The sequence below is a fragment of the Dellaglioa sp. CoH-57-MRSF-19 genome, assembly GCF_056781975.1.
The window spans coordinates 326,733-348,500 of the sequence record NZ_JBXAXW010000002.1 but is presented as its reverse complement, the minus strand read 5'-3'; the positions used below and the strand labels follow the sequence as shown (position 1 = coordinate 348,500).

22 protein-coding genes and 2 tRNA genes are annotated in these 21,768 nt (G+C 32.8%); 19 read left to right on the top strand and 5 right to left on the bottom strand.

What is annotated here, in order from left to right; translation table 11 throughout:
• Nucleotides 1-210: 210 nt before the first annotated feature.
• Complete coding sequence (locus AC1RO3_RS03560; RefSeq protein ID WP_481761163.1) at nucleotides 211-459, top strand: hypothetical protein; 249 nt, start codon at nucleotides 211-213, stop codon at nucleotides 457-459.
• Between the two features lie 822 nt (nucleotides 460-1,281).
• Here the strand turns inward: AC1RO3_RS03560 and AC1RO3_RS03555 are convergent.
• The 4 genes from AC1RO3_RS03555 to AC1RO3_RS03540 all read right to left on the bottom strand — a co-directional run bounded on the left by AC1RO3_RS03555 (nucleotide 1,282) and on the right by AC1RO3_RS03540 (nucleotide 2,643).
• Nucleotides 1,282-1,365, bottom strand: a tRNA-Leu gene (locus AC1RO3_RS03555).
• Nucleotides 1,366-1,373: 8 nt separating this feature from the next.
• A complete protein-coding gene (locus AC1RO3_RS03550; protein WP_409022736.1) occupies nucleotides 1,374-1,652 on the bottom strand; it encodes a hypothetical protein in 279 nt (92 codons plus the stop codon).
• Nucleotides 1,653-1,755: 103 nt separating this feature from the next.
• Nucleotides 1,756-2,004 carry a hypothetical protein gene (locus tag AC1RO3_RS03545; protein WP_057973335.1) on the bottom strand — a complete coding sequence of 83 codons (249 nt, stop codon included), beginning with the start codon at nucleotides 2,002-2,004 and terminating at the stop codon, nucleotides 1,756-1,758.
• 114 nt (nucleotides 2,005-2,118) lie between these two features.
• Nucleotides 2,119-2,643, bottom strand: a complete 525-nt coding sequence (locus tag AC1RO3_RS03540) for a GNAT family N-acetyltransferase (RefSeq protein ID WP_481761164.1) — start codon at nucleotides 2,641-2,643, stop codon at nucleotides 2,119-2,121.
• 104 nt (nucleotides 2,644-2,747) lie between these two features.
• On the opposite strand from AC1RO3_RS03540, the gene AC1RO3_RS03535 reads away from it, so the two are divergent.
• The 7 genes from AC1RO3_RS03535 to AC1RO3_RS03505 all read left to right on the top strand — a co-directional run bounded on the left by AC1RO3_RS03535 (nucleotide 2,748) and on the right by AC1RO3_RS03505 (nucleotide 9,672).
• Nucleotides 2,748-3,194, top strand: a complete 447-nt coding sequence (locus AC1RO3_RS03535; RefSeq protein ID WP_481761165.1) for a universal stress protein — start codon at nucleotides 2,748-2,750, stop codon at nucleotides 3,192-3,194.
• A gap of 114 nt (nucleotides 3,195-3,308) precedes the next feature.
• The gene (locus AC1RO3_RS03530; RefSeq protein ID WP_481761166.1) at nucleotides 3,309-3,632 is read left to right on the top strand and encodes a hypothetical protein; all 324 of its coding nucleotides are present in this window, start codon (nucleotides 3,309-3,311) and stop codon (nucleotides 3,630-3,632) included.
• Between the two features lie 322 nt (nucleotides 3,633-3,954).
• Nucleotides 3,955-4,314, top strand: a complete 360-nt coding sequence (locus tag AC1RO3_RS03525) for a hypothetical protein (protein ID WP_481761167.1) — start codon at nucleotides 3,955-3,957, stop codon at nucleotides 4,312-4,314.
• 164 nt (nucleotides 4,315-4,478) lie between these two features.
• Nucleotides 4,479-7,442, top strand: coding sequence for a YhgE/Pip family protein (locus tag AC1RO3_RS03520; RefSeq protein WP_481761168.1), 2,964 nt, complete (start codon nucleotides 4,479-4,481; stop codon nucleotides 7,440-7,442).
• 83 nt (nucleotides 7,443-7,525) lie between these two features.
• Complete coding sequence (locus AC1RO3_RS03515; RefSeq protein WP_409022730.1) at nucleotides 7,526-7,966, top strand: MarR family transcriptional regulator; 441 nt, start codon at nucleotides 7,526-7,528, stop codon at nucleotides 7,964-7,966.
• 141 nt (nucleotides 7,967-8,107) lie between these two features.
• Nucleotides 8,108-9,295 (top strand): acetate/propionate family kinase, encoded by a 1,188-nt coding sequence (locus AC1RO3_RS03510; protein ID WP_481761169.1) that lies wholly within the window; start codon nucleotides 8,108-8,110, stop codon nucleotides 9,293-9,295.
• A gap of 182 nt (nucleotides 9,296-9,477) precedes the next feature.
• Entirely contained in the window at nucleotides 9,478-9,672 is a 195-nt protein-coding gene (locus AC1RO3_RS03505) for a hypothetical protein (protein WP_057973343.1), read from the top strand.
• A 54-nt stretch (nucleotides 9,673-9,726) separates the two neighbouring features.
• On the opposite strand, the gene AC1RO3_RS03500 is transcribed toward AC1RO3_RS03505, so the two are convergent.
• Nucleotides 9,727-10,347, bottom strand: a complete 621-nt coding sequence (locus tag AC1RO3_RS03500) for a DedA family protein (RefSeq protein WP_481761170.1) — start codon at nucleotides 10,345-10,347, stop codon at nucleotides 9,727-9,729.
• A gap of 156 nt (nucleotides 10,348-10,503) precedes the next feature.
• Between AC1RO3_RS03500 and AC1RO3_RS03495 the strand changes: the two genes are divergently transcribed.
• The 11 genes from AC1RO3_RS03495 to AC1RO3_RS03445 all read left to right on the top strand — a co-directional run bounded on the left by AC1RO3_RS03495 (nucleotide 10,504) and on the right by AC1RO3_RS03445 (nucleotide 21,767).
• On the top strand, nucleotides 10,504-11,337 hold the full coding sequence (locus AC1RO3_RS03495; RefSeq protein WP_481761171.1) for a LicD family protein: 834 nt from the start codon (nucleotides 10,504-10,506) through the stop codon (nucleotides 11,335-11,337).
• A gap of 53 nt (nucleotides 11,338-11,390) precedes the next feature.
• Entirely contained in the window at nucleotides 11,391-11,582 is a 192-nt protein-coding gene (locus AC1RO3_RS03490; protein ID WP_481761172.1) for a hypothetical protein, read from the top strand.
• 16 nt (nucleotides 11,583-11,598) lie between these two features.
• Nucleotides 11,599-12,468 (top strand): SPFH domain-containing protein, encoded by an 870-nt coding sequence (locus AC1RO3_RS03485; protein WP_481761173.1) that lies wholly within the window; start codon nucleotides 11,599-11,601, stop codon nucleotides 12,466-12,468.
• A gap of 56 nt (nucleotides 12,469-12,524) precedes the next feature.
• A complete protein-coding gene (locus AC1RO3_RS03480) occupies nucleotides 12,525-12,977 on the top strand; it encodes a YaiI/YqxD family protein (RefSeq protein WP_409022804.1) in 453 nt (150 codons plus the stop codon).
• Between the two features lie 24 nt (nucleotides 12,978-13,001).
• Complete coding sequence (locus AC1RO3_RS03475; protein ID WP_481761174.1) at nucleotides 13,002-14,366, top strand: MATE family efflux transporter; 1,365 nt, start codon at nucleotides 13,002-13,004, stop codon at nucleotides 14,364-14,366.
• Nucleotides 14,367-14,413: 47 nt separating this feature from the next.
• Nucleotides 14,414-14,484 (top strand) — tRNA-Gly (locus AC1RO3_RS03470).
• A gap of 255 nt (nucleotides 14,485-14,739) precedes the next feature.
• A complete protein-coding gene (locus AC1RO3_RS03465) occupies nucleotides 14,740-16,395 on the top strand; it encodes an ABC transporter ATP-binding protein (RefSeq protein WP_481761400.1) in 1,656 nt (551 codons plus the stop codon).
• Nucleotides 16,395-18,164: an ABC transporter ATP-binding protein gene (locus AC1RO3_RS03460; RefSeq protein WP_481761175.1), complete on the top strand. Its 1,770-nt coding sequence runs from the start codon at nucleotides 16,395-16,397 to the stop codon at nucleotides 18,162-18,164. The genes AC1RO3_RS03465 and AC1RO3_RS03460 overlap by 1 nt, the downstream gene beginning before the upstream one ends.
• Nucleotides 18,165-18,350: 186 nt before the next feature.
• Nucleotides 18,351-19,397, top strand: a complete 1,047-nt coding sequence (locus AC1RO3_RS03455; RefSeq protein ID WP_481761176.1) for a MupG family TIM beta-alpha barrel fold protein — start codon at nucleotides 18,351-18,353, stop codon at nucleotides 19,395-19,397.
• A 3-nt stretch (nucleotides 19,398-19,400) separates the two neighbouring features.
• Nucleotides 19,401-20,291, top strand: coding sequence for an N-acetylmuramic acid 6-phosphate etherase (gene murQ, locus AC1RO3_RS03450; RefSeq protein ID WP_481761177.1), 891 nt, complete (start codon nucleotides 19,401-19,403; stop codon nucleotides 20,289-20,291).
• Between the two features lie 21 nt (nucleotides 20,292-20,312).
• On the top strand, nucleotides 20,313-21,767 hold the full coding sequence (locus tag AC1RO3_RS03445) for a PTS transporter subunit EIIC (protein WP_481761178.1): 1,455 nt from the start codon (nucleotides 20,313-20,315) through the stop codon (nucleotides 21,765-21,767).
• The last annotated feature ends 1 nt before the right edge of the window (nucleotide 21,768 follow it).

Sequence of the window (21,768 nt, the reverse complement as noted above, 5' to 3'; positions counted from 1 at the left end):
CGATAAGTTAGTCTTAAAACTTAGACATTAAACAACTACATAAATAAAGCGTAGATATGAATGTGTATCAACGTTATTTAATATATTTTTGAAGGAAAGATAGAAACTGGAATGAGAAAAGCATTAGTTAAACATTTACATTTTAATGATACAGTTGCTTATTGGACAGCACATACGATTGTTTTTATTTACCTGTAAGGAGATGAACTAATGCAAATACAACCTATTTTTTGGGCAATTATCGCGATATTAATAACAGTTTTCTTTCCTTCACGCCAATGGTTAGAACGACATCATTTAGATTATTTTATTCTTGTTACGTACGTAATAATATTAATAGTAATGGTTGTAGCCATACCTTATAGAAAAAGTACTGGCTTGAATGAGATTTATATTGTGAGTGCTTTTATCATCTATGAACTAGGCTATTTATTTATATATAAAAGATTAAAAAAATAAATTAACGTGAGAAAAAATTGTAGAAGAACATTTCTACAATTTTTTATTTGATTAGATAATTTAAAAAGCAAACTCTTTAATAATTAAGGAGTTTGCTTTTTTGTTAAACAGAGTGTATTAAATCAGGTATTGATCTACCATATTTTATTAGCTTGGTATAAATATCAGGGTCTGTATGAGGTAGGTCTTTCCTGTCTGTATATATATAATTACCGAACGGGTCTGTATAGACGATACAATATACACAGTGCCTAGACATGCCCATATCAGGTAACGGATAGCTCATCGTTATTGGTTCACTTGCTAAGGCGAGAATCCTAGGGGTACCAAAATCATTGTGGTTTTTAAAAAACTGCTTAAAATCAGGTAACACGACAGAACTTTCATTCATAGTAGGAATGATGATAACATCATGAATAACATAATTTGAATAGTTTGTAATGGTTACCTGAGGTATCCCTGTTTCAGTAGAGTAAGAACTAGCAGATGCCGTAATACGCGATGATATTTGAATAATATTTTTTTGCCTTTCATATTGTTCTTGACGCTTACTTATTTTATTGCTGTTGTGAGAAAGAAATAGCACTAAATATTGCGGCGGAGGCAGCAAAAATGGCTGGTAAAGTCGCAACGAAAGATTGTAAATAAGTCATAGTATTTTTTCTCCTTTTTAAATAGTATATGAAACATATTCATTTTATTAATTAAAAAATCCAACTCGTAAATAAATACGAATTGGATCAATATATACGGTAAATTAGATGTTAACCACACAAAAACCACATAAAAGTTGGTTAAACGATGGTATATCAATGATAACAATGCGCCTGACAGGAATCGAACCTGCACTTGGAAACCCAAACAGCGATCTGAACGCTGCGCGTCTGCCAGTTCCGCCACAAGCGCAAAATAAATTACTTTGAAAACTCAATAACAGTACCGTAGCCATGTAAAACTAAGAATCTTGGGGCAATCGTTACACGAACAGTTTGTGGTTCGAAATGAACGTTAATAATCCCGTCGCCACCTTTATTAATTGCGCGTTCTGCTAGTTCTGCTTGGACACGATCATATAAGGTATCAAAATCATCTACACGATCAATTTCATCGGCTTCTAGTACAATCTTGGCTGTCGCATTAACGATGCCTTTAATAGCATAAGAACGGTTAACATCTCCGGTTGTTAAGAACATATAAATCACTCCTTGAGTAATAGTTTAAGATAAAAATGCTAGATTGACAAGGATTAAAAAAACTAGCCTCAAGAGTTAGTCTCAACTAGGCTAGTTTTGTAGGTTACATGAAGATACGGTAGTTACGTTTATTAATTGAAATTAATTCTTTAGCCTTACTCTTTGAACTGAATTTAAGTAAATTTTTGATTAAACGTTCTAATTTTTCGTCATCTTTAGAAACTTTTTCAAAAATATCATTGTCAATCTTTATTGTTAGATCTTCCTTTTTGCTTGGAACCTTAAATGTTTTAGAAGTTTCATCGCTTGTGATGAAGTTTTTCTCAAGATCTGCTAATAAATTTTTGCTCATATGTTTTCTTCCTCCAGTTTCTTACTATATTAATCATAACACCTAGATGACTAAAATCATAGGAAATGAAAAAAGATAAAAATGTTATTAAGAGAATTAGATAATAATTTTGCTTTATAAATCTAATTTTGAAAGTATTGCAGGGATGTCGACTCCATCAGGGCTTTTTAAGATTAGCGATTGTTTATCAGTGAAATTAAATTTTTCCAATAATTTTTGATTTACTTCTTCTTGTTCGTATTTCAGCGTTTGTACATTGGTAAACTGTTCAGATTTAAAAGATTTAAGCAGGGCTTTTAATAAATGTGTCGCGATACCTTGTTGTTCTTCGTTTTTCGAAACTAATAATAGACCAATCCAAACGGATTGAACTTCAGGATAATCTGTTAAAAAATCAATCATAGCTACTAATTTATCTGCTTTGAAGAAGCCCAGTGTCCATTTTTGATCACTTTTAACTGACAACGGGATCGAAGTTAAATCAGATTTTATTTCTTCAATGGCTAAATCTTGTTTACCTTGGAGTTTTAGGTAAGTAGATTGACTTTTTTCTAATTCTAACATTTGAGTTAGATCTTTTTCGGTTAACTCTCGAACCACGTAGGGGGCACTAAAAATAGAAATCCTTTTTAATAACATACTGAAAACCTTCTTTATTTCAAATTTTGTAGGTAAAACGCTAACATCTAATACAATTTTAATGATATACTGTAACTACAAATAAAAGATATGGGGTGGCAAATATGGAACAAGAATATAAAAATATTTTAGTCCCAGTTGATGGATCAGATTCAGCTGAAAAAGCATTAAAGCGTGCAGTAGAAAGTGCTAAAGCAAACCATGCACATTTAGATATTTTAAACGTAATTGATACGCGTCAATTTTCTGTAAGTTTTTCAGGAATGATGGATGGGGGCGGTTCAATCGTCTATCAGACTTTTGAAGATACAGAAGCATATATGAATGAATTAAAAGAAGATATTGTAAAAAATGGGTTTACAGATGTTGATATTCATATTCGTTTTGGTAGTCCTAAAACAGTAATTGCCAAAGATTTTATTGAAGATCATCATTCAGATTTAATTATCATGGGTCAATCTGGCTTGAAGGCAGTGGAAAGAATGTTAATGGGTGCAGTTACAAATTACGTTACTCGTTTAGCACCTTGTGATGTCTTAGTTGTTAAATAATAAAGAGGGTTGCGTAATTTAGCAACTCTTTTATTATTTATAGGACTAACTCAGTATAAAGTAAAAATGAATTAAAAAATAGTCATATTAGATTAAAAGAGAGAAGGGGTACTGGTGGAAATAGGTTTATATTTAGTTATGGCAATTTTGATTATTTATAATGTTAAGTTGTCTCTACAATTAACTAAAGTGCGTCAAGCTAATGTTAGAACTGTGGACTCACTAGGTCCTGAAGAGACTAAAATATTAGCAGACTACGCAATTGAGAAACGAAAATGGCAAGTCCTTGGCAATGGAATGTTCTTTTTAGCTCTCGTTTGCGCTTTTATTGGAACAACAATAGAAACGAGTTATTTTGTAACACTTTATGTTGTAACAATGATTGCTGTGAATCGTTCAAGAATAAGAGTCAATAAGCTGTTATTATTAGATAATTAATGTTGCATTAAAAGTCTATATCTTAAATTAAAGAATTCACAAAAGTTAGGTATAAGTAACCTAATTTTTGAGGAACTTAATATTTGGGAAAGGCTTATTTTTTTTAAATGAATAAATGTTGTGACATGTTAGCTGATCTTAGAGAGAATTTCGTATGTGTAGTGGTGCCATCCAGATGACTAACTTTATAAAAAGTAGTTTAGCATGGTAAAACAGATTTTTTAAATTAATGGTTAATAAATAGTAAAGATTCTTACTGAGCATCAATGTTTTTAAGTAACTATGATATTCTAAAATTAAGCGAAATTCCTGGAGGGTTATTGTGAAACGATTTAAATATTATTCAATTTCCTTGTTAAAGGGATTAGCGTCTTTAATTATTCTTTTAGCAATTGGAAATTTGATAGGTCCATCTAATTGGCGGTTATTAATTAATTATTATTTAATTTTGAATTTTTTAACTTTTTATCCATATAATCTCGAGTTAAATGGATTAAATAAAAAATTAGTGCAAAAAGTTAAAATTGACGAGGTAGAGGAACCACACTCTAGACAAGAAATGAATACACGTAAAGTATCAACTGAAAATTTAACGCGCTTATTAATTTATGTCATGCAATTTGCAGGGTTAATCCTAATTGCTCCTGGTCAATTCATGTATTACTATTTAATCAAAAATTGAATTTTAATGATATCTCCACTGTTGATTAGATGACAGTGGGGATATTTTTTTAGAAAATTATTTGACAAAAGAATCAAAAACACATATAGTCATAATATCGTTAATGAGGTTAACGGAACGAATAATCGTTAATGCCATTAACTAAAAAGAGAGGGTGGATAATTTTGTTCAAAGAATTTATGTCAAAGAATAAGAGGTCAGTTGCGTATATCGCAATTGCATGTTTAATTCCAAGTTTAATTGCATATGGAACCTATAAGTTAGTTTCAAGTAAGCAACAAATGGACACAGGAAATTTAAAAGTAGCTATTATAAATAACGATGAAGAAGCATCATTTAATGGAAAATCAATTGACGTTGGTAAGGAAGTTACTAAAATTCTTAAAACCAATAAACAAGCCAAATGGGAGTTTGTTAGCGCAGAAACTGCGAAAAAACATTTAGATTCAGGCGATTATACAATGTCAGTTACATTGCCAAGTAATTTTTCAAAAAACGCAACAACTGCACTTGATGAAACGCCAAAAGTGAGTTTGTTAAAAACAAAACAATCAGATACAAATAACTATGTTTCGCAATTGATTACAAAACAGGTTGCAGAACAATTGAAATCACAAGTTTTAACTAATATCCAAAAAGCGTATGATTCTGCATTACTTGGTTCCGTTAAACAATTAGGTTCAGGTGTTAAAGAAGCCTCAACTGGTGTAAAAACGTTAAATAAAGGAACCGTTAAATTAAAAAATGGTAGTAAAGAAGTTACTAGAAATTTAAATACATTGGCAACAAGTATGGTGACCTTTGATAAAGGTAATCAGACATTAAAAACAGGATTAAATACTTATACAACTGGGGTTGATACTTTAGCTGATGGTGTAAATACCTATACAACTGGTGTAGGTACACTGGTGAATGGTAATAATCAATTAGCCTCAGGAATTAATACACTTGTTGCTAGTGCACCAACCTTATCAAATGGTGTGACTCAATATGTTGATGGGAATAAAACATTAGATGCGGGACTTTCTACGTTGCAAACTGGCGGATCTACATTAGCAGCTGGTGTAGGCACGTTAGCAACTGGTGCAACTACATTAAATTCGAACTCGAATGATTTAAATAATGGTGCGAAAACATTAGCTGCAAGTATGTCAGGTAGCCAATCGTTACCGATGGCGGTAGCAGGTTTAACAGCATATTCAACTGGTATTAAAACTGGTGTAACTCAAATTCAAACAAGATTAAAATCTCGTAGCGAAATTATTAATCATATTCCTGAAATAATTCAACAAATTAAAGATACAAAGCAAGGATCAAAAGAATTAAAAGCTGAACTTGAAGAAATTTCAGGATCAATTGAAACATTACAAGCATTACCTGGATTAGTAACAAAATTGATGGCGGCAGGGGATAAATTAACAACTGTTCAAACTCAAATGAATGCAATTAATTCAGATACAACACAAAAGATGTTTAGTTTGACATTAGCTAAAGGTCAGGCATCGACTTCTAACAAGAAGGTTCGTACGATGATTAATGACTCAACAACAATGAGCCAAAAAGAAAAAGACACTGTTTTACAACAAATCACAAAAACAGATACAGCAATAACAACTGTTGGTACAAATATAACTGGGGTAAGTAAAAATTTAACAGATACAAAAGCGATGTTAGAGGCAGTGATGAGTGATGTAGGTGGCTTAATGGCTGAATTTAAATCAACAATGGGTGATGTAGATCTTAAAGCCATGTTGGAAAAATTTGCTAAAATTTCGACACAAGCAACTGCATTATTGAGTAATACTGATACCTTGACGAGCGATTCAATGATTGGTCTTTTAGGTGATACAAAAGACTTGAGTGATCAAATTGATTCATTAGTGATAGCATCAAATGCTAATGCACAAGTTGCTGGTAAATTAAATGCTAGTGTTAATGGTGCTGGTGTTGATGTTACAAGTGAAAAAACAATTAATGCAACAATTAAGAATTCAATCATGACAGGTAGTATTAACAAATTGTCAGCTGGTATCTTAGGATATACAGCAGGAACAGGACAAGTAACTGATGGTATTAATCAATTAAATAGTAATGTACCAACTTTAATAACAGGTGTTACTGCTTTAAGAGCAGGATCGCAAAAACTTGTTACAGCAGGTGGACAACTTGAGGCAGGAACACAAACGTTAGTTTCAGGTGGTACACAATTGAAAGCAGGATCTGATAAGCTTGTTAGTGGTGGTACACAATTGACAACTGCTAGTACACAATTGACAGATGGAAGTTCGAAATTAAAAGCGGCAAGTACACAATTAACAGATGGTGATACACAATTGGCAGCTGCTAGTCCTCAATTAGTTGATGGCTCACAAAAATTAGCTGATGGGTCTAAACAAGTAACATCAGGATTGGATACAGCTAATGATGGTGTAACATTATTAAATACTAAATTAGCAGCAGGAGCATCACAGGTTGGTAATATCAATTCATCTCCAAAAAATGTGGCTCAATTCGTTGAACCTGTTAAAACAGAAACTGAAAGTGACAATCTCGCTAAAACTTTGAAAAATACATTTGCCCCATTAGTGATTGTTTTATCATTATTTGTCGGTGCAATTGTAACTCAATTAATTTTATTCAGATACCGTAAGAAGAATGAATTATCACAAAACTGGTTACAGAACCTTTTCCTAATGTTATTTATTTCTGTTATTCAAACAGCAGGAGTTCTCTTATTAACATTATTCTTTAGTGTAACAATTGAACATCCAATTAGTTTCGTAATCTTTACGTTCTTATCGGGAATAATCTTTACTCTTTTATGTGTGGTAATTGACGAACTCCTTGGAACAATGGGTATTCTCTTATCTTTAGCATTACTACTCGTACAATTAGTGATTACAGGACAAGTTATTCCAAATACGATGTTATCAAATGCTTATCAAGTATTTGCAGAGTTCTTACCTGTTACACATGTATTAAATGGCTTCACATATGCAATTAATAGCCAAGGTTCTGGTATGATTGGTTCAGTGCTTGCATTACTTGTTACAGCCGTAGTACTGGGTGTGGTTTGGACGTTTGTAAATCGTAAACAATTAACGGTATCAACTGAAAAAGAAAAATAGAGATACAGTTGATTAGATATAGTAATTAACCGCGTTTTATGCTAAATTTAACTGTAGGTAGAACATGCAGAGGAGAATTAGCAATGACAACAACTAAGTTAATGGATGACTATATTAGTATGTATTTAGGAACTTTTAAGAATGTGGAAGGATTCATTTCACAACCTACTAGTGAGTTTAATTTATCTTTTGAACAATTCTTGATTTTAAAAGATATCCATAGCACTGAAGATATAAGCATGGTTGATATCGCTAAAAAAAGAAATGTTTCAAGGAGTGCAATTGCACGCCAATTAAACGTACTAAAACAATTAAGATACATCTATCAAGAACAAGACACAGTTGATAGAAGAAGAATAAACCTACGCTTGTCTGATCAGGGTGCAAAAGTAGAACGAGTTGTGACTGAGTCAATTAAGAAACGGTTTGATACTTGGGTAAATGTTTTAGGTGAAGATAAGGCAGTTCTACTGCTTAGTTTAATGAAAGAATTCGGGCAAAAAATAATGGTAGACAGAAAATAAAATTCTGTGTACCATTTTTTGCTTGAAAGTGTTGTATGCGTTTTCTATAAGTAGTATATTAGTTTAATATACTACTTAAAAAAATAATTGTTTTTTAAGGATTAAATTAATACCAAATGAAATCATTATTGGAGGAAGAATATGACAAAAATTATTGCAATTAACGCAGGTAGTTCAAGTTTAAAATTCCAATTATTTAGCATGCCAGAGGAAACTGTTATTGCTAAAGGATTGATTGAAAGAATTGGACTTAAAGACTCAATTTTAACGATTAAATATGGTAACGGAAAAAAATATGAAGATGTATTAGATATCGACAATCATTCAGTAGGTGTACAGTTATTACTTAAATTATTGCTTCAATTGGATATTATTGCTGATTTTAATGAAATTTCCGGTGTTGGACATCGCGTTGTTGCTGGTGGTGAATATTTCAAAAAATCAACATTAGTAAATGCCGATACAATTGCAAAAATTAATGAATTATCTGAATTAGCACCATTACATAATCCAGCTAATCTTTTAGGTATCCAGGCATTTGAAGAAATCTTACCAGATGCAGTAAGTGTCGCTGTATTTGATACAGCCTTCCATCAGACGATGCCAGAAGAAAGTTACATGTACAGTGTACCTTATGAATGGTATGAAAAATATGCCGCAAGACGTTATGGTGCTCATGGGACAAGCGTTCGTTATGTCGTCTCAGAAGCCGAAAAACTAATTGATAAAGACCCTAAAGAGTTAAAATTAATTACATTACATTTAGGTGCAGGAGCATCAATTACAGCTACAGTTGGTGGTAAATCAATTGATACATCAATGGGCTTTACACCACTTGCTGGAATTACCATGGCAACACGTTCAGGTGATGTAGATGTATCGTTAGTTGCTTACATGATGAGACAATTAAAAATTACTGATATAGATGAAATGATTAATATTTTGAATCGTGAATCTGGGCTAGTTGGTATTTCAGGGATTTCTCCTGATATGCGTGATGTTAAAGCTCAATTAGGAAAAAATCCTCGTGCTGATTTAGCTGTTAAAATCTATGTTCAAAATATTATTAAATATATTGGTCAATACATTGCAGAAATGCAAGGGGTTGATGGTATTATTTTCACTGCTGGTCTTGGTGAGAATGATCGGATTGTACGTCGTCGCGTTATTGAACATTTAGCATATTTAGGTGTTGGCTTTGATGCTGAAAATAACGAAAAAATGGGTGAACAGGTTATGCTTAGCACGCCAGAGTCTGCCGTTAAGATTTTTGCGATACCTACTGATGAAGAATTAGTTATTGCACGCGATGTTCAATCATTAATGTAAAAATAACCATTTAAAATAGTAGCTTAAAATAAGAGGGATATCACATTGTGATGTCTTTTTTATTTTGTAACATAACGGTAATATTTAAAGGGTTAACAAGTTATTAAAAAAGTGTTAAATTAGACATTATAAATTATTATTACTGACAACAAGTTGTTGTCATCATTCGGAGGCGTAACTTAATGAGTAGGTGTAAACTTGATATTATGAGTGAGTATCAAGCAGCGATGCAAAAACTTGCTGATCTTAGAAGTAACATTGGAAACAGACAACAATCATCAATTCGAGATAGCTTTTTCCAAGAGGAAAAATCGCTTGAAAGAGAATGTTCTGAACTGAATATTCTATTAGAAGCTATCGATGTTGCGGAAGATTAATCCTACTTTTTGAGAAATAAAAGTAGTAAAAAACGATTAAATTCATAATTGAATTTAATCGTTTTTTTTGTTCCTATTTAAATTAATTAGTTTGTAGATTCCGAAGAACGAAACGATTAATAAGATGATACCAACTACTGTAGCAAAAATATCAACTGTTGCTGCAACTTCCGCCCAAGCATTCCCAGCAAATGCCCCAAGATAAATGAGGACAGTATTCCAAATTAATGTTCCAAAAAAGGTTAATGGAATAAAAAAACGTAATTTACATTTCGTAATTCCAGCGGGAATAGAAATTAAACTTCGAACAATGGGAACAAAACGGCCTATGAAAATAGCACGATTTTCATATTTTACAAAAAATTCAGTCGCTTTTTCAATATGGATAGGTTTTAGACCAAGCCAAGAACCATACTTACTGGCGAAAAATTGATTTAAACGTTCTGTACTTAAAAAGCGACCGATCGAATATAAGATTAAAGCCCCGATAGTCGCCCCAATAGTGGCAGAAATAATTAAACCAATTGGTGTAAGAGAACTTGAGAGCGTCATAAAACCTGCAAATGTTAAAATGATTTCAGAAGGAATTGGTGGGAAAATGTTTTCAATGGTGATCAGTAACGCAACACCTAGATAGCCATGTTGGCCGATTAAGTCAATTATGGTTTCTTGCATTTAGGCACCCCTTTTATTTAATAATTAAAGCATATCATGAGCCAAAGAAATAAAGTAATGAAAAAGGATTAGCTTAATAAAAATTAAATAATTTTCGTATTCAGAGTTAAATTTGGTACAATTGAAGAAAGAATAAGACGATTTAAGGTGGTAAAAATGAAAATTGAAGAATTACACAAGGTAGAATTAGATTTAATCCGGGAAGTCGTTGAAATTTGTCAAAAAAATAATATAAAGTATTTTATGATTGGTGGCAGTTTATTAGGTGCGGTCAGACATCAAGGGTTTATTCCATGGGATGATGATGTCGATATTGGAATGGTAAGGGATGACTACGATCGATTCTTACAAATCGCTCCCCAAGAGATTAGCCAGCCTTATTATTTTCTACAAACTGATCAAAGTGATCCAAACTATGCATTTGGATATGCAAAACTACTTGATGAATCTATTCATGTTGAAGAGAAAAGAAATATTAATGACGCTAGAAAAGGTGTTTTTGTAGATATTTTTCCTTTTGATAAAGTCCCAACAGGTGATGTCGAACGATCTATTCAACAATCAAAATATCGATATCTTAACGCGAAAATTCTTTTATTGAGCAATTATCGTTTAATGGATACTGAAATTAACGCAAAGATTAGAAAATTACAACCTGATCAAAGTCGTAAAACCAAAGAGTATAAAGAAAAAAGAGACGAACTAGTAAGAACCTATAATCAAGATGACACCATTTCAGAATATAAAAATTTAGCTTCACAATACTCATATGAAAAAGAATTACTATCAGAAAAGGAATTAGCAGCCGTGATTCAAGTTCCTTTTGAGAACCTTACGGTAACTATTTTAAGGGCATATGATGCAATTTTAAGCCGTTTATATGGTGATTATTTACAATTACCGCCTGAAAGTAAACAGATTGAAAAGCATATTGAAAAAGTGACTATTTTAGATCGAAATGATTTTACTTTTGATAATGAAATTGATTGATTTTATGACGTAAATGAGATACGTTTAAAGATGACAAATGGAGGTGCTTTCATATGGATAGAAAATCAATTATTGACGAGCGGTTGCTTAACCGGGAATTTACAATTGACAGTAAAAATATTCATGGCACGGTCGAGTTTTTTGGTATCTACTATCATTATTTTAGTGATGAAACATTAGTAAGTGGAGATGTTGTTCGAATCATTAAAACACATGTTGAAGGGTTAGACGTTAAAAAAATATAAAGGTGGTTAAATTATTATGTTGGGACTTTTAGTCGTTATTATTATTGTTATATTATTGGTCATGATTTTACCAGCAACTATCCGAATTATTAGACAACCGCATCAAGGTGTTGTTATAACTTTAGGAAAATATGAAACAACATTAGCTCCAGGCTTACATTTTATTAAACCATTTATTTCTTCAGTAATTCGTGTTAGTACGGCACAACAACCTTTAGATCTTGATAAACAAGTTGTGATTACAAAAGATAATGCTGAAATTGAAGTTAAAATTTCATTGAAGTATCACGTTACTGACATCCAAGATTTTGTGTTTAAAAATGAAGACTCTGTTCGTAGTATGATTCAAGATACACGTGCCTCTTTGCGTGGCATCATTGGTAATAAAATGTTAGATGAAGTTTTGAATGGAACGCAAGAAATTAATCGCGGTTTGTTTGGCGAAATTTCTAATGTGACAGCTGGTTATGGATTAAATGTTGATCGAATTAATATTGATACAGTAAAACCTTCAGTTGAAATTCAAGATTCAATGAATAAGTTATTGAAAGCCGCTAGAAATCGTGATGCTACTGTTGCTGAAGCAGAAGGTTACAGTAAATCAGTTGCACTAAAAAATAAAGCTGATAATGATGCATGGGTTAATTCAGCCCAAGCAAAGGCTGAAGCAGTTAAAAAGACGGCCGATGCTGAAGCATACCGAATAGATGCAGTTAATTTATCATTAAATAAAGTTGGTAATGGTTATTTTGTTAGCCAAAATATTGAGGCTTTTAAAGAATTGGCCAAGAGTGACGCAAATACAGTTGTTATGCCAAGTAATGCGATAGATAGCTTAGGTCAAATTCCAGCAATTAATGCATTATTAAAACCAGAAGCTAAATAAAACTTTCAAGAGGTTATTCCTTGGAAGTTTTTTTACTAGGAATGAGAGTGGTTAATTTGAAAATTATTATTGATGGGGATGCGTCTCCTGTGAAAAATGAAGTTATAGCTGAAGCCGAACTACGGAATATCAGTGTGTTGCTAATTACAAGTACGCCACATTTCTCAACTAAAAAGTATCCTGAAAATGTTTCGGTTAGCTATGTTGATCAAGGTCCAGATGCGGCAGATTATAGAATTGTAAAGTTAGCTGAAAAATCAGATGTTGTGATTACACAAGATTACGGACTAGCTTCTCTTTTATTACCAAAAGGTGTGATTGTGATGCATCATAAAGGATTTGAATATACAGATACCAATATCGATAGTATGTTGGATTCAAGATATTTAAGTGCAATGGCAAGGAAATCAGGTCAACGTACGAAGGGTCCAAGCGCCTTTTCAAACCAGGATAGGGCTAACTTTAAAAAAGCATTTATTTTATTATTGAATGAAAAAGGAATTAAATAAATATAAAGAAAAGAAGGGTCTTATTTGCGATCGTTAACATCGGGTAATCCAGCAAAATTAATTTTTATGTTTACTATACCATTATTGGTTGGTAATTTATTTCAACAATTATATAGTATTTCTGATACGTTGATTGTTGGACAAACTTTAGGCGTGGATGCACTAGCTGCAGTTGGTTCGACCGGGAGTATTCAATTTTTGATTATTGGATTTGCACAAGGGTTAACTGCAGGTTTATCTATTATTACGGCACAACGATTTGGGGCAAAAGATTATCGTGGTGTTAGAAAAAGCTTTGCAGTGGGACTTTTGATTAGTCTAATTGCAACGGTAATTTTAACAGCGGTTAGTTTGTTTTTTGTAAAAGATATTTTAACACTTATGAAGACACCACCAGAAATATTTGATGATGCACAAACTTTTATTAGTATCATTTTTGGTGGAATATTTGCTTCAATGGCATTTAATATTTTATCTAATATTATTAGGGCGCTAGGGGATAGTCGCACGCCATTATACTTTTTAATTTTTGCCAGCATTATTAATGTTGGTTTAGAATTATTATTTATTTTGGTATTTCATTGGGGAGTTGCTGGCGCTGGTATTGCAACTATTATTGCGCAATCATGTTCCGTTGTATTCTGTTTAATTTACATTTATCGAAAAATTCCCGTCTTACATATTGGTCGACACCATTTTAGAGAAATCACGATGAAAGATGTTAACCAACACCTTTATGTGGCTCTACCAATGGCCTTTCAAGCTTCAATAATTGCGATTGGTGCAATTATGCTACAGTCAGCTTTAAACGGTTTAGGAACGACAGCAGTTGCCAGTACCACGGCAGCGTCTAAGATTGATCAATTATCAACACAACCAATGATGTCATTTGGAATTGGGATGGCAACTTTTACTGCCCAAAATTATGGCGCAAAAAAATATGGTCGTGTTTTAGATGGTGTAAAAAAGTGTCTATTAATGTCTGGAACATTCAGTATCGTTGCAAGTCTTTTAGTTATTTTATTTGGACAACAATTAGTTACACTGTTTGTTGGAAATAATGCACCAAAAGTTGTTGCATTATCGCAGGTTTATTTTAATATTAATGGGTCATTTTACTTACTTTTGTCAGTACTGTTTGTCATTAGATACACGTTACAGGGACTGGGACAAAGCATCGTACCAACAGTTGCTGGAGTTGTAGAATTACTGATGAGATCATTTGCAGCTATCTTTTTAGCTGGTGCTTTTGGGTATGCAGGAGCTTGTTTTGCAAATCCATTAGCCTGGGGTGGGTCATGTATTGTACTGATTTATTCATATATGAAGGCTGTACAAAATTTGAGACGTTTAGATTTTGAACAAAAGGCTGAAAATAAACATGCTTAATTAGTTATGACAAAAGTACGGAAATATGCTATACTAATCAACGTTCTGCGGGCGTAGTTTAGTGGTAAAATTCCAGCTTCCCAAGCTGATGTCGCGAGTTCGATTCTCGTCGCCCGCTTAAAAATGAATAAGATAATTATATTGAAACCAAGATATTTAATCTTGGTTTTTTTTTGTAAATTTTAACTGACTAAATAGAATATAATTAGTCAAAATGATTGCAATTAAGCGTTATTTTTGCTAAGTTTAGTAACTGATATTAGTTTTTTTGTATAAAAAAACATGGAACTGGACAGAATTGAGGGGGAAAAAAGTGGATATTTTATTAAAACATGCTAAAAAGTATCGGGTAGATATTTTTTGGGCAGTCGTCATGGTGGTTATCATGGCAATTTCAACATTGTGGCAACCTAAATTGTTACAAAAAGTAATTGATGCTATTTTAAAGGACCAGGGTGATAAAATCACGACACTTGGTTTGTACTTGATTGGAGTTGCTGTTATTGGATTGTTGGCAGGTGTTGTGAATACAATTCTATCAGCAAAAGTAGCACAATCAATGAGTGCAGATATTCGTGAAACTGCTTTTAGAAAGATTCAAACATTTTCTTTCAGTAATATTGAACGATTCCAAGCAGGGAATATTGTGGTTCGTTTAACCAATGATATTACCCAAATTCAAACGTTAATTATGACAATTTTACAGACATTAATTCGAGTGCCCATTTTATTTATCGGTGCATTCATTTTAGCTATGAATACAATTGCGGATTTATGGTGGATTATTGTTATTTTAATTGTCTGCGTGTTAGGTATTTCAATGTTAACTTTCGGTCGCATGGGACGCCATTTTGGGTTAATGCAAGGCTTAATTGATCGAGTAAATGAGTTAGCCAAAGAAAACTTGATGGGTGTGCGTGTTGTTAAGTCATTTAATCAAGAAAAAAATGAAGAAAAACGTTTCGATAAGGTTTCAGATGATTTAAATGCACAAAATATCTATGTTGGAACTCTATTTGCTGTTTTAATTCCAGCATTTACATTAATTGGAAATATGGCTGTCGTTGCCGCAATTTATTTTGTAGGTGATTTAGCTAAAGCAGATCCAAGTACAGTTACAGCTATTACTTCGTTTGTTAATTATTTAATGCAAATCATGTTTGCCATTATTATTGGTGGAATGATGATGACGTTTAGTGCTCGTGCAATGGTTTCAATTAAACGACTACGCGAAATTTTAGATGAAGAACCAGATATTTATTACCAAGATGTTCCAGAGGAAGATTTATCGGGATCTGTTAGTTTTGAAGATGTCTCATTCTCATATGAAGGCGATGATAAACCAACACTTAAACATGTTAGTTTTGATGTTAAACCTGGAGAAATGATAGGAATTGTTGGTGCAACTGGTTCAGGTAAATCAACTTTAGCCCAAATGATTCCACGATTATTTGATCCCCAAGAAGGAATGATCAAAGTTGGTGGTGAGAATTTAAAGGATGTTAATGAAAAATCGCTTCGTAAAACAGTAGCATTTGTTTTACAAAAGGCTATCCTATTTTCTGGCACAATCGCAGACAACTTACGTCAAGGTAAAGAAGATGCCAACGAGAAAGATATGGATATGGCCAGTCAAATCGCTCAGGCATCAGAATTTATTAATCGATTACCAGAACGTTATGATGCAGAGGTTGAAGAACGTTCAGCTAACTTCTCAGGTGGTCAAAAACAACGTTTATCAATTACGCGTGGTGTTATTGGTAAACCTAAAATCTTAATTTTAGATGATTCAACATCAGCACTTGATGCTCAATCAGAAAAATTAGTCCAAAAAGCATTAAATAATGAATTGAAAGAGACAACAACATTTGTTATTGCCGAAAAAATCTCATCTGTGATTAATGCGGATCGTATTTTTGTTATGGATGACGGTAAATTAGTTGGCGAGGGGACACATAAAGATCTCGTTGAAAATAGTCAAATTTATCAAGAAATTTATAACACTCAAAAAGGAAAGGAGACTGTCTAATGAAAGATATGAATAGATCGATGGCATTCTTCTTCCACTACTTGAAAAGCTATAAATTAGGTTTTACAGTTATGACTGTTGCAATTATTGCATCGACATACTTCCAGGTAAAAGCACCTGTGTATATGGGAAAAGCAATTACGGCATTGGCAGACTACGTAATTGGTTTAACAAAAGGAGTGAGTGATAAAGGAAATTTTGTTAGCTCATTGTGGATGTTATTCTTATTTTATATTTTTTCAATTGTAGCAATGTTTTTCTCAAATATTATTGTCACGTTCATTACAGGAAACTCGACAAATAGAATGCGAAAAGGGCTATTTGGAAAATTACAAAAAATGACAATTCGATTCTTTGATTCACATAAAGATGGGGATATTTTAAGTCGTTTTACAAGTGATTTGGATAATATTTCGAACGCAATGAATCAAGCCTTAGGACAAATTATGAGTAATATTGCTCTAATGATTGGGATTATCATTATGATGTTTCAACAGAATGTTCAGCTTGCCTGGGTTACGATTGCTTCAACGCCTATCGCGTTACTTCTTGCGGTCATTTTAATTTCTAAAACACGTAAGTATGTTGATATACAACAAAAAGAAGTTGGAAAATTAAATGGCTATATTAATGAAAAAATTAGTGGTCAAAAAATTGTAATTACTAACGGGCTTCAAAAAGAAGCTATTGATGGTTTCTTGCCATATAACGAAAATGTTCGTAAAGCAACGTTTAAAGGACAAGTCTATTCAGGGATGCTTTTCCCAGTTATGAATGGCCTCTCGTTGGTTAATACAGCCATTGTTATCTTCTTTGGTAGCTGGTTAGCACTGAACGGTGATATGGGCCGTACAACGGCTTTAGGACTAGTTGTCGTGTTTGTTCAATACTCACAACAATTTTACCAACCAATATCACAAATTTCTTCATTGTATAGTATGTTCCAACTTGCTATTACAGGTGCTAGTCGACTGAATGAAATGTTTGATGAACCAGATGAGGTCAACTCAACTGATAAGCAAAAATTAACGGGTCTAACAAATGGTGTTAAGTTAAGAAATGTTAATTTTGGTTATAATGCTAATAAAGAAATTTTACATGATGTATCAATTAATGTTGATAAAGGTGAAATGGTAGCTTTAGTCGGACCAACTGGTTCAGGTAAAACAACAATTATGAATTTATTGAATCGATTCTATGATGTTACAGGTGGTTCAGTTGAATTTGATGGCGTAAATGTTAAGGATCTTGAACTTCAAAGTCTTCGTGATCATGTTGGGATAGTTCTTCAAGAAAGTGTATTATTCTCAGGAACAATTCGTGATAATATTGTCTTTGGTAAACCTGAAGCATCAGATGAAGATATGATTTCTGCCGCTAAGCAAGCTAATATTCATGATTTTATTATGAGTCAAGAAAATGGCTATGACACGACAGTATCGGATGAAAACTCTGTGTTTTCAACTGGCCAAAAACAATTAATTAGTATCGCAAGAACAATTTTAACTAATCCTACGTTATTAATTTTGGATGAAGCGACTTCTAATGTTGATACAGTGACAGAAGCTAAAATTCAAAAAGCAATGGATACAGTTATTCAAGGGCGTACTAGTTTTGTAATCGCACATCGCTTGAAAACAATATTAGATGCTGATAAAATTGTTGTTCTGAAGGACGGTAAGGTTATTGAACAAGGTAACCATCAAGAATTATTGGATCAAAAAGGATTCTATTCTGAACTTTATAATAATCAATTTGTATTTGAATAAAACAGTGAAAAAATCTTTCAAGAATACTTTATATAAAGTATTCTTGAAAGATTTTTTATTTTAAATTAAGATATAAAGTAACAAAAAAAACAAAAAATAAATATATTTAATTGTAATTTTATATCATTCAAGGTATGATGTAACCAGTTAATGATAACGCTTTCTTTTATGAATGGAGGAGATATTATGTTGGGTTTTTCAATTTATTTAGGTGATAAGATTGACGATGATACAAAAAAATATATTGAAGTAATGCGTAAATCAGGATTTAAGGGTATTTTTACTTCATTACATATTCCTGAAGAAGATAGAAAAAAAACTATTGATGAATTAAAAACTTTGGGGAATTTATGTCTTGAAAATAACTTGAAATTAATGGTTGATATTTCAGAAAAAAGTTTAAAATTATTGGAATTTGATTTGAAAACTGCTGGAATTACTGGTTTAAGAATTGATTATGGGATTAGTATGGAAAAAATAGCTGAATTATCAAATAATATAGATATTGGATTAAATGCTAGTACGATTTCAGAGCTGGATATTAAGCAACTAGTTGATAATCATGCAAATTTTAAGAATATTGAAGCATGGCATAATTATTATCCTCGACCAGATACGGGATTAGATGACGAATGGTTAAAAAATAAGAATCATTGGTTAAAAAAATCAGGATTTACTACGATGGCGTTTGTGGCAGGAGATAAAATATTTAGAGGGCCAATTGGAAAGGGATTACCAACATTAGAAAAACATCGAAATTACAATGTATTGGCTGCAATGATAGATTTAATTGAGAATAATTATACTGATGACGTTTATATCGGTGATCCGCGAGTTTCACAAAGAACAATTAGTAAGATAGTTAACTATTTTACTAATCAAAGTATAGAAATAGATATTGAAAGTAGTTCGCATGAACTTGATAATATAGCATGGCATAATCGTGCTGACGTGGCTAGGGATGTTGTAAGGTTAGAAGAAAGTCGGATAAGAAATCAATTCACTATTGAACCAATAAATAATGAAGATGCTCGAACGAGAGGTACTATAACGCAAGATAATATGTTATATGGGAGATATACTGGAGAAATACAGATAGTGAAAAATAATTTACCAATTGATAAAAAAGTAAACCAAATTGGTACAGTTAAAAGGACAGACTTGGATTTAATTGACTATATAGGAGCAAAACAAAAAATAATATTTAATAATACAATTATAAAAGAGGGATAAAATATGGATATTACAAAATTAGTAACGGAAACTAGAAATGAACAAACTATGAATTTAGATGAGTTAAAATGTTCTGAAGTTGCAAGAATAATGAATGAAGCCGATATGACAGTTCCTAAAAGCGTAGAAAAAGAGTTATCGCAAATTAATGAAGCAGTTAGTAAAATTATTGAATCATTTAATAGTGGAGGCCGTTTAATTTATATGGGTGCAGGAACTAGTGGTAGATTAGGTGTCTTAGATGCTGCTGAATGTGTACCAACATTTGGAACAAATCCTAGCATGGTGCAAGGATTGATTGCTGGTGGTATGAAAGCAATGACTGTGGCAGTTGAAGGTGCCGAAGATTCAAACGAATTGGGTAAGTTGGATTTGGAAAATATTTGTTTAACAAAATTAGATACAGTAGTTGGAATTGCAGCAAGTGGTAGAACACCATATGTTATTGGGGGTCTTGACTACGCTAAACATCTTGGTGCGAACACAATAAGTCTGGCTTGCAATAAGGAATCAATTATTGGACGGCATGCTGATACGGCTATTGAGATTGAAGTGGGACCAGAGATATTGACTGGGTCTACTCGTTTAAAATCAGGAACGGCACAAAAATTAGTATTAAATATGTTGTCGACAATTTCGATGATTGGAATTGGAAAAATATATAAAAATTTAATGGTCGATGTTAGACCAACGAATGAAAAATTAGTTGAAAGATCAAAGCATATTATTATGGATGCAACTGGAGTAAGTTATGAACAAGCAAAATTAACATTTGAATTAGCTGAACATGATGTCAAACTTGCAATAGTTATGATTCTAACGGATAACGATTTGAATCAAGCTAAAGAAAAATTAAAGAAGGCTCATGGTTTTGTTAGGGAAGCAATCAAATAAAATATTTGGAGGGGTTAAATTATGGCAGACAAAAAAATCGAAAAAATTGCAAATGAAATTTATGATAATGTAGGGGGGCCAGACAATGTTGAAAAATTAATTCATTGTATGACTCGAGTTAGGATGACAATTAGGGATGAAGATAAAGTAGATATTGAAAAATTGAAAAATATCGATGGTGTCATGGGTGTTGTTGAAGATGATACTTTGCAAGTGGTAGTTGGACCTGGTACAGTCAACAAAGTTGCAGATGAAATGGTAAGACAAGTAGGGGTTAAATTAGGCGAACCTTTCCCTTTGAAGAACGTAGTACAATCAACTCAAATGACTGATAAAGAATTGGTTGAGAGCAAAGCTGCTAAAGTAAAAGCAGAACATAAAGCTAAACAAAAGCAAACGCCAATAAAAAAGGTGCTTAAAGCAATTTCAAATATCTTTGTTCCACTAATTCCTGTATTTGTTGGAGCAGGATTGATTGGTGGATTGGCTGCTGTCCTTGGAAATATGATGGTTGCAGGGGATTTAAGTTCGAGCTGGACAGATTTTATTGCAGTTTTAAATGTTATTAAAAATGGTGTTTTCAGTTATTTAGTTATCTATGTAGGGATAAATAGTGCCAGTGAATTTGGTGCCACTCCAGGACTTGGTGGTGTTATCGGCGCTGTCACTTTGCTGAGTGGGGTAACCCCTGAAGCACCTCTCCATAATATCTTTAACGGTCAGGCACTAAGTGCTGGACAGGGTGGAATTATTGGTGTTATTTTTGCAGTGTGGGTATTAGCTATTTTAGAAAAAAGATTGCATAAATGGATTCCGGATTCTTTAGATATTATTATAACACCGACAATATCATTATTTGTTATTGGAATGATGACAATTTTCTTAGTAATGCCAGTTGCTGGGGTTGTTTCGAATTCTTTAGTTACATCAATTAACTGGGTCTTAGAAGTTGGTGGTGCATTTTCTGGTTTTGTTTTAGGGACTTTTTTCTTACCAATGGTAATGTTAGGATTACATCAAATTTTAACACCTATTCATCTTGAAATGATTGCTAAGTCTGGATCAACATTATTATTGCCAATTTTAGCAATGGCAGGAGCTGGACAAGTAGGGGCAGCAATTGCATTATGGGTTCGTTGTCGTAAAAATAAAAAATTAACAAATTTAATTAAAGGCGCTCTACCAGTCGGATTTCTAGGAATTGGGGAACCATTAATTTATGGGGTTATACTACCTTTAGGACGACCAATGATTACTGCTTGTCTTGGTGGCGGAATCGGTGGAGCGGTGATTGGTGGGATTGGTCATATTGGATCTATTGCAATAGGACCTTCTGGGGTAGCATTGATACCTTTAATAAGTAATGGACACTGGATTGGGTATATTCTTGGATTGCTTGCGGCATATGCGGGCGGATTTATTTTAACATTCTTTTTTGGTATTCCAAAAGATGCTATGATTGAGACAGAAGCATAAG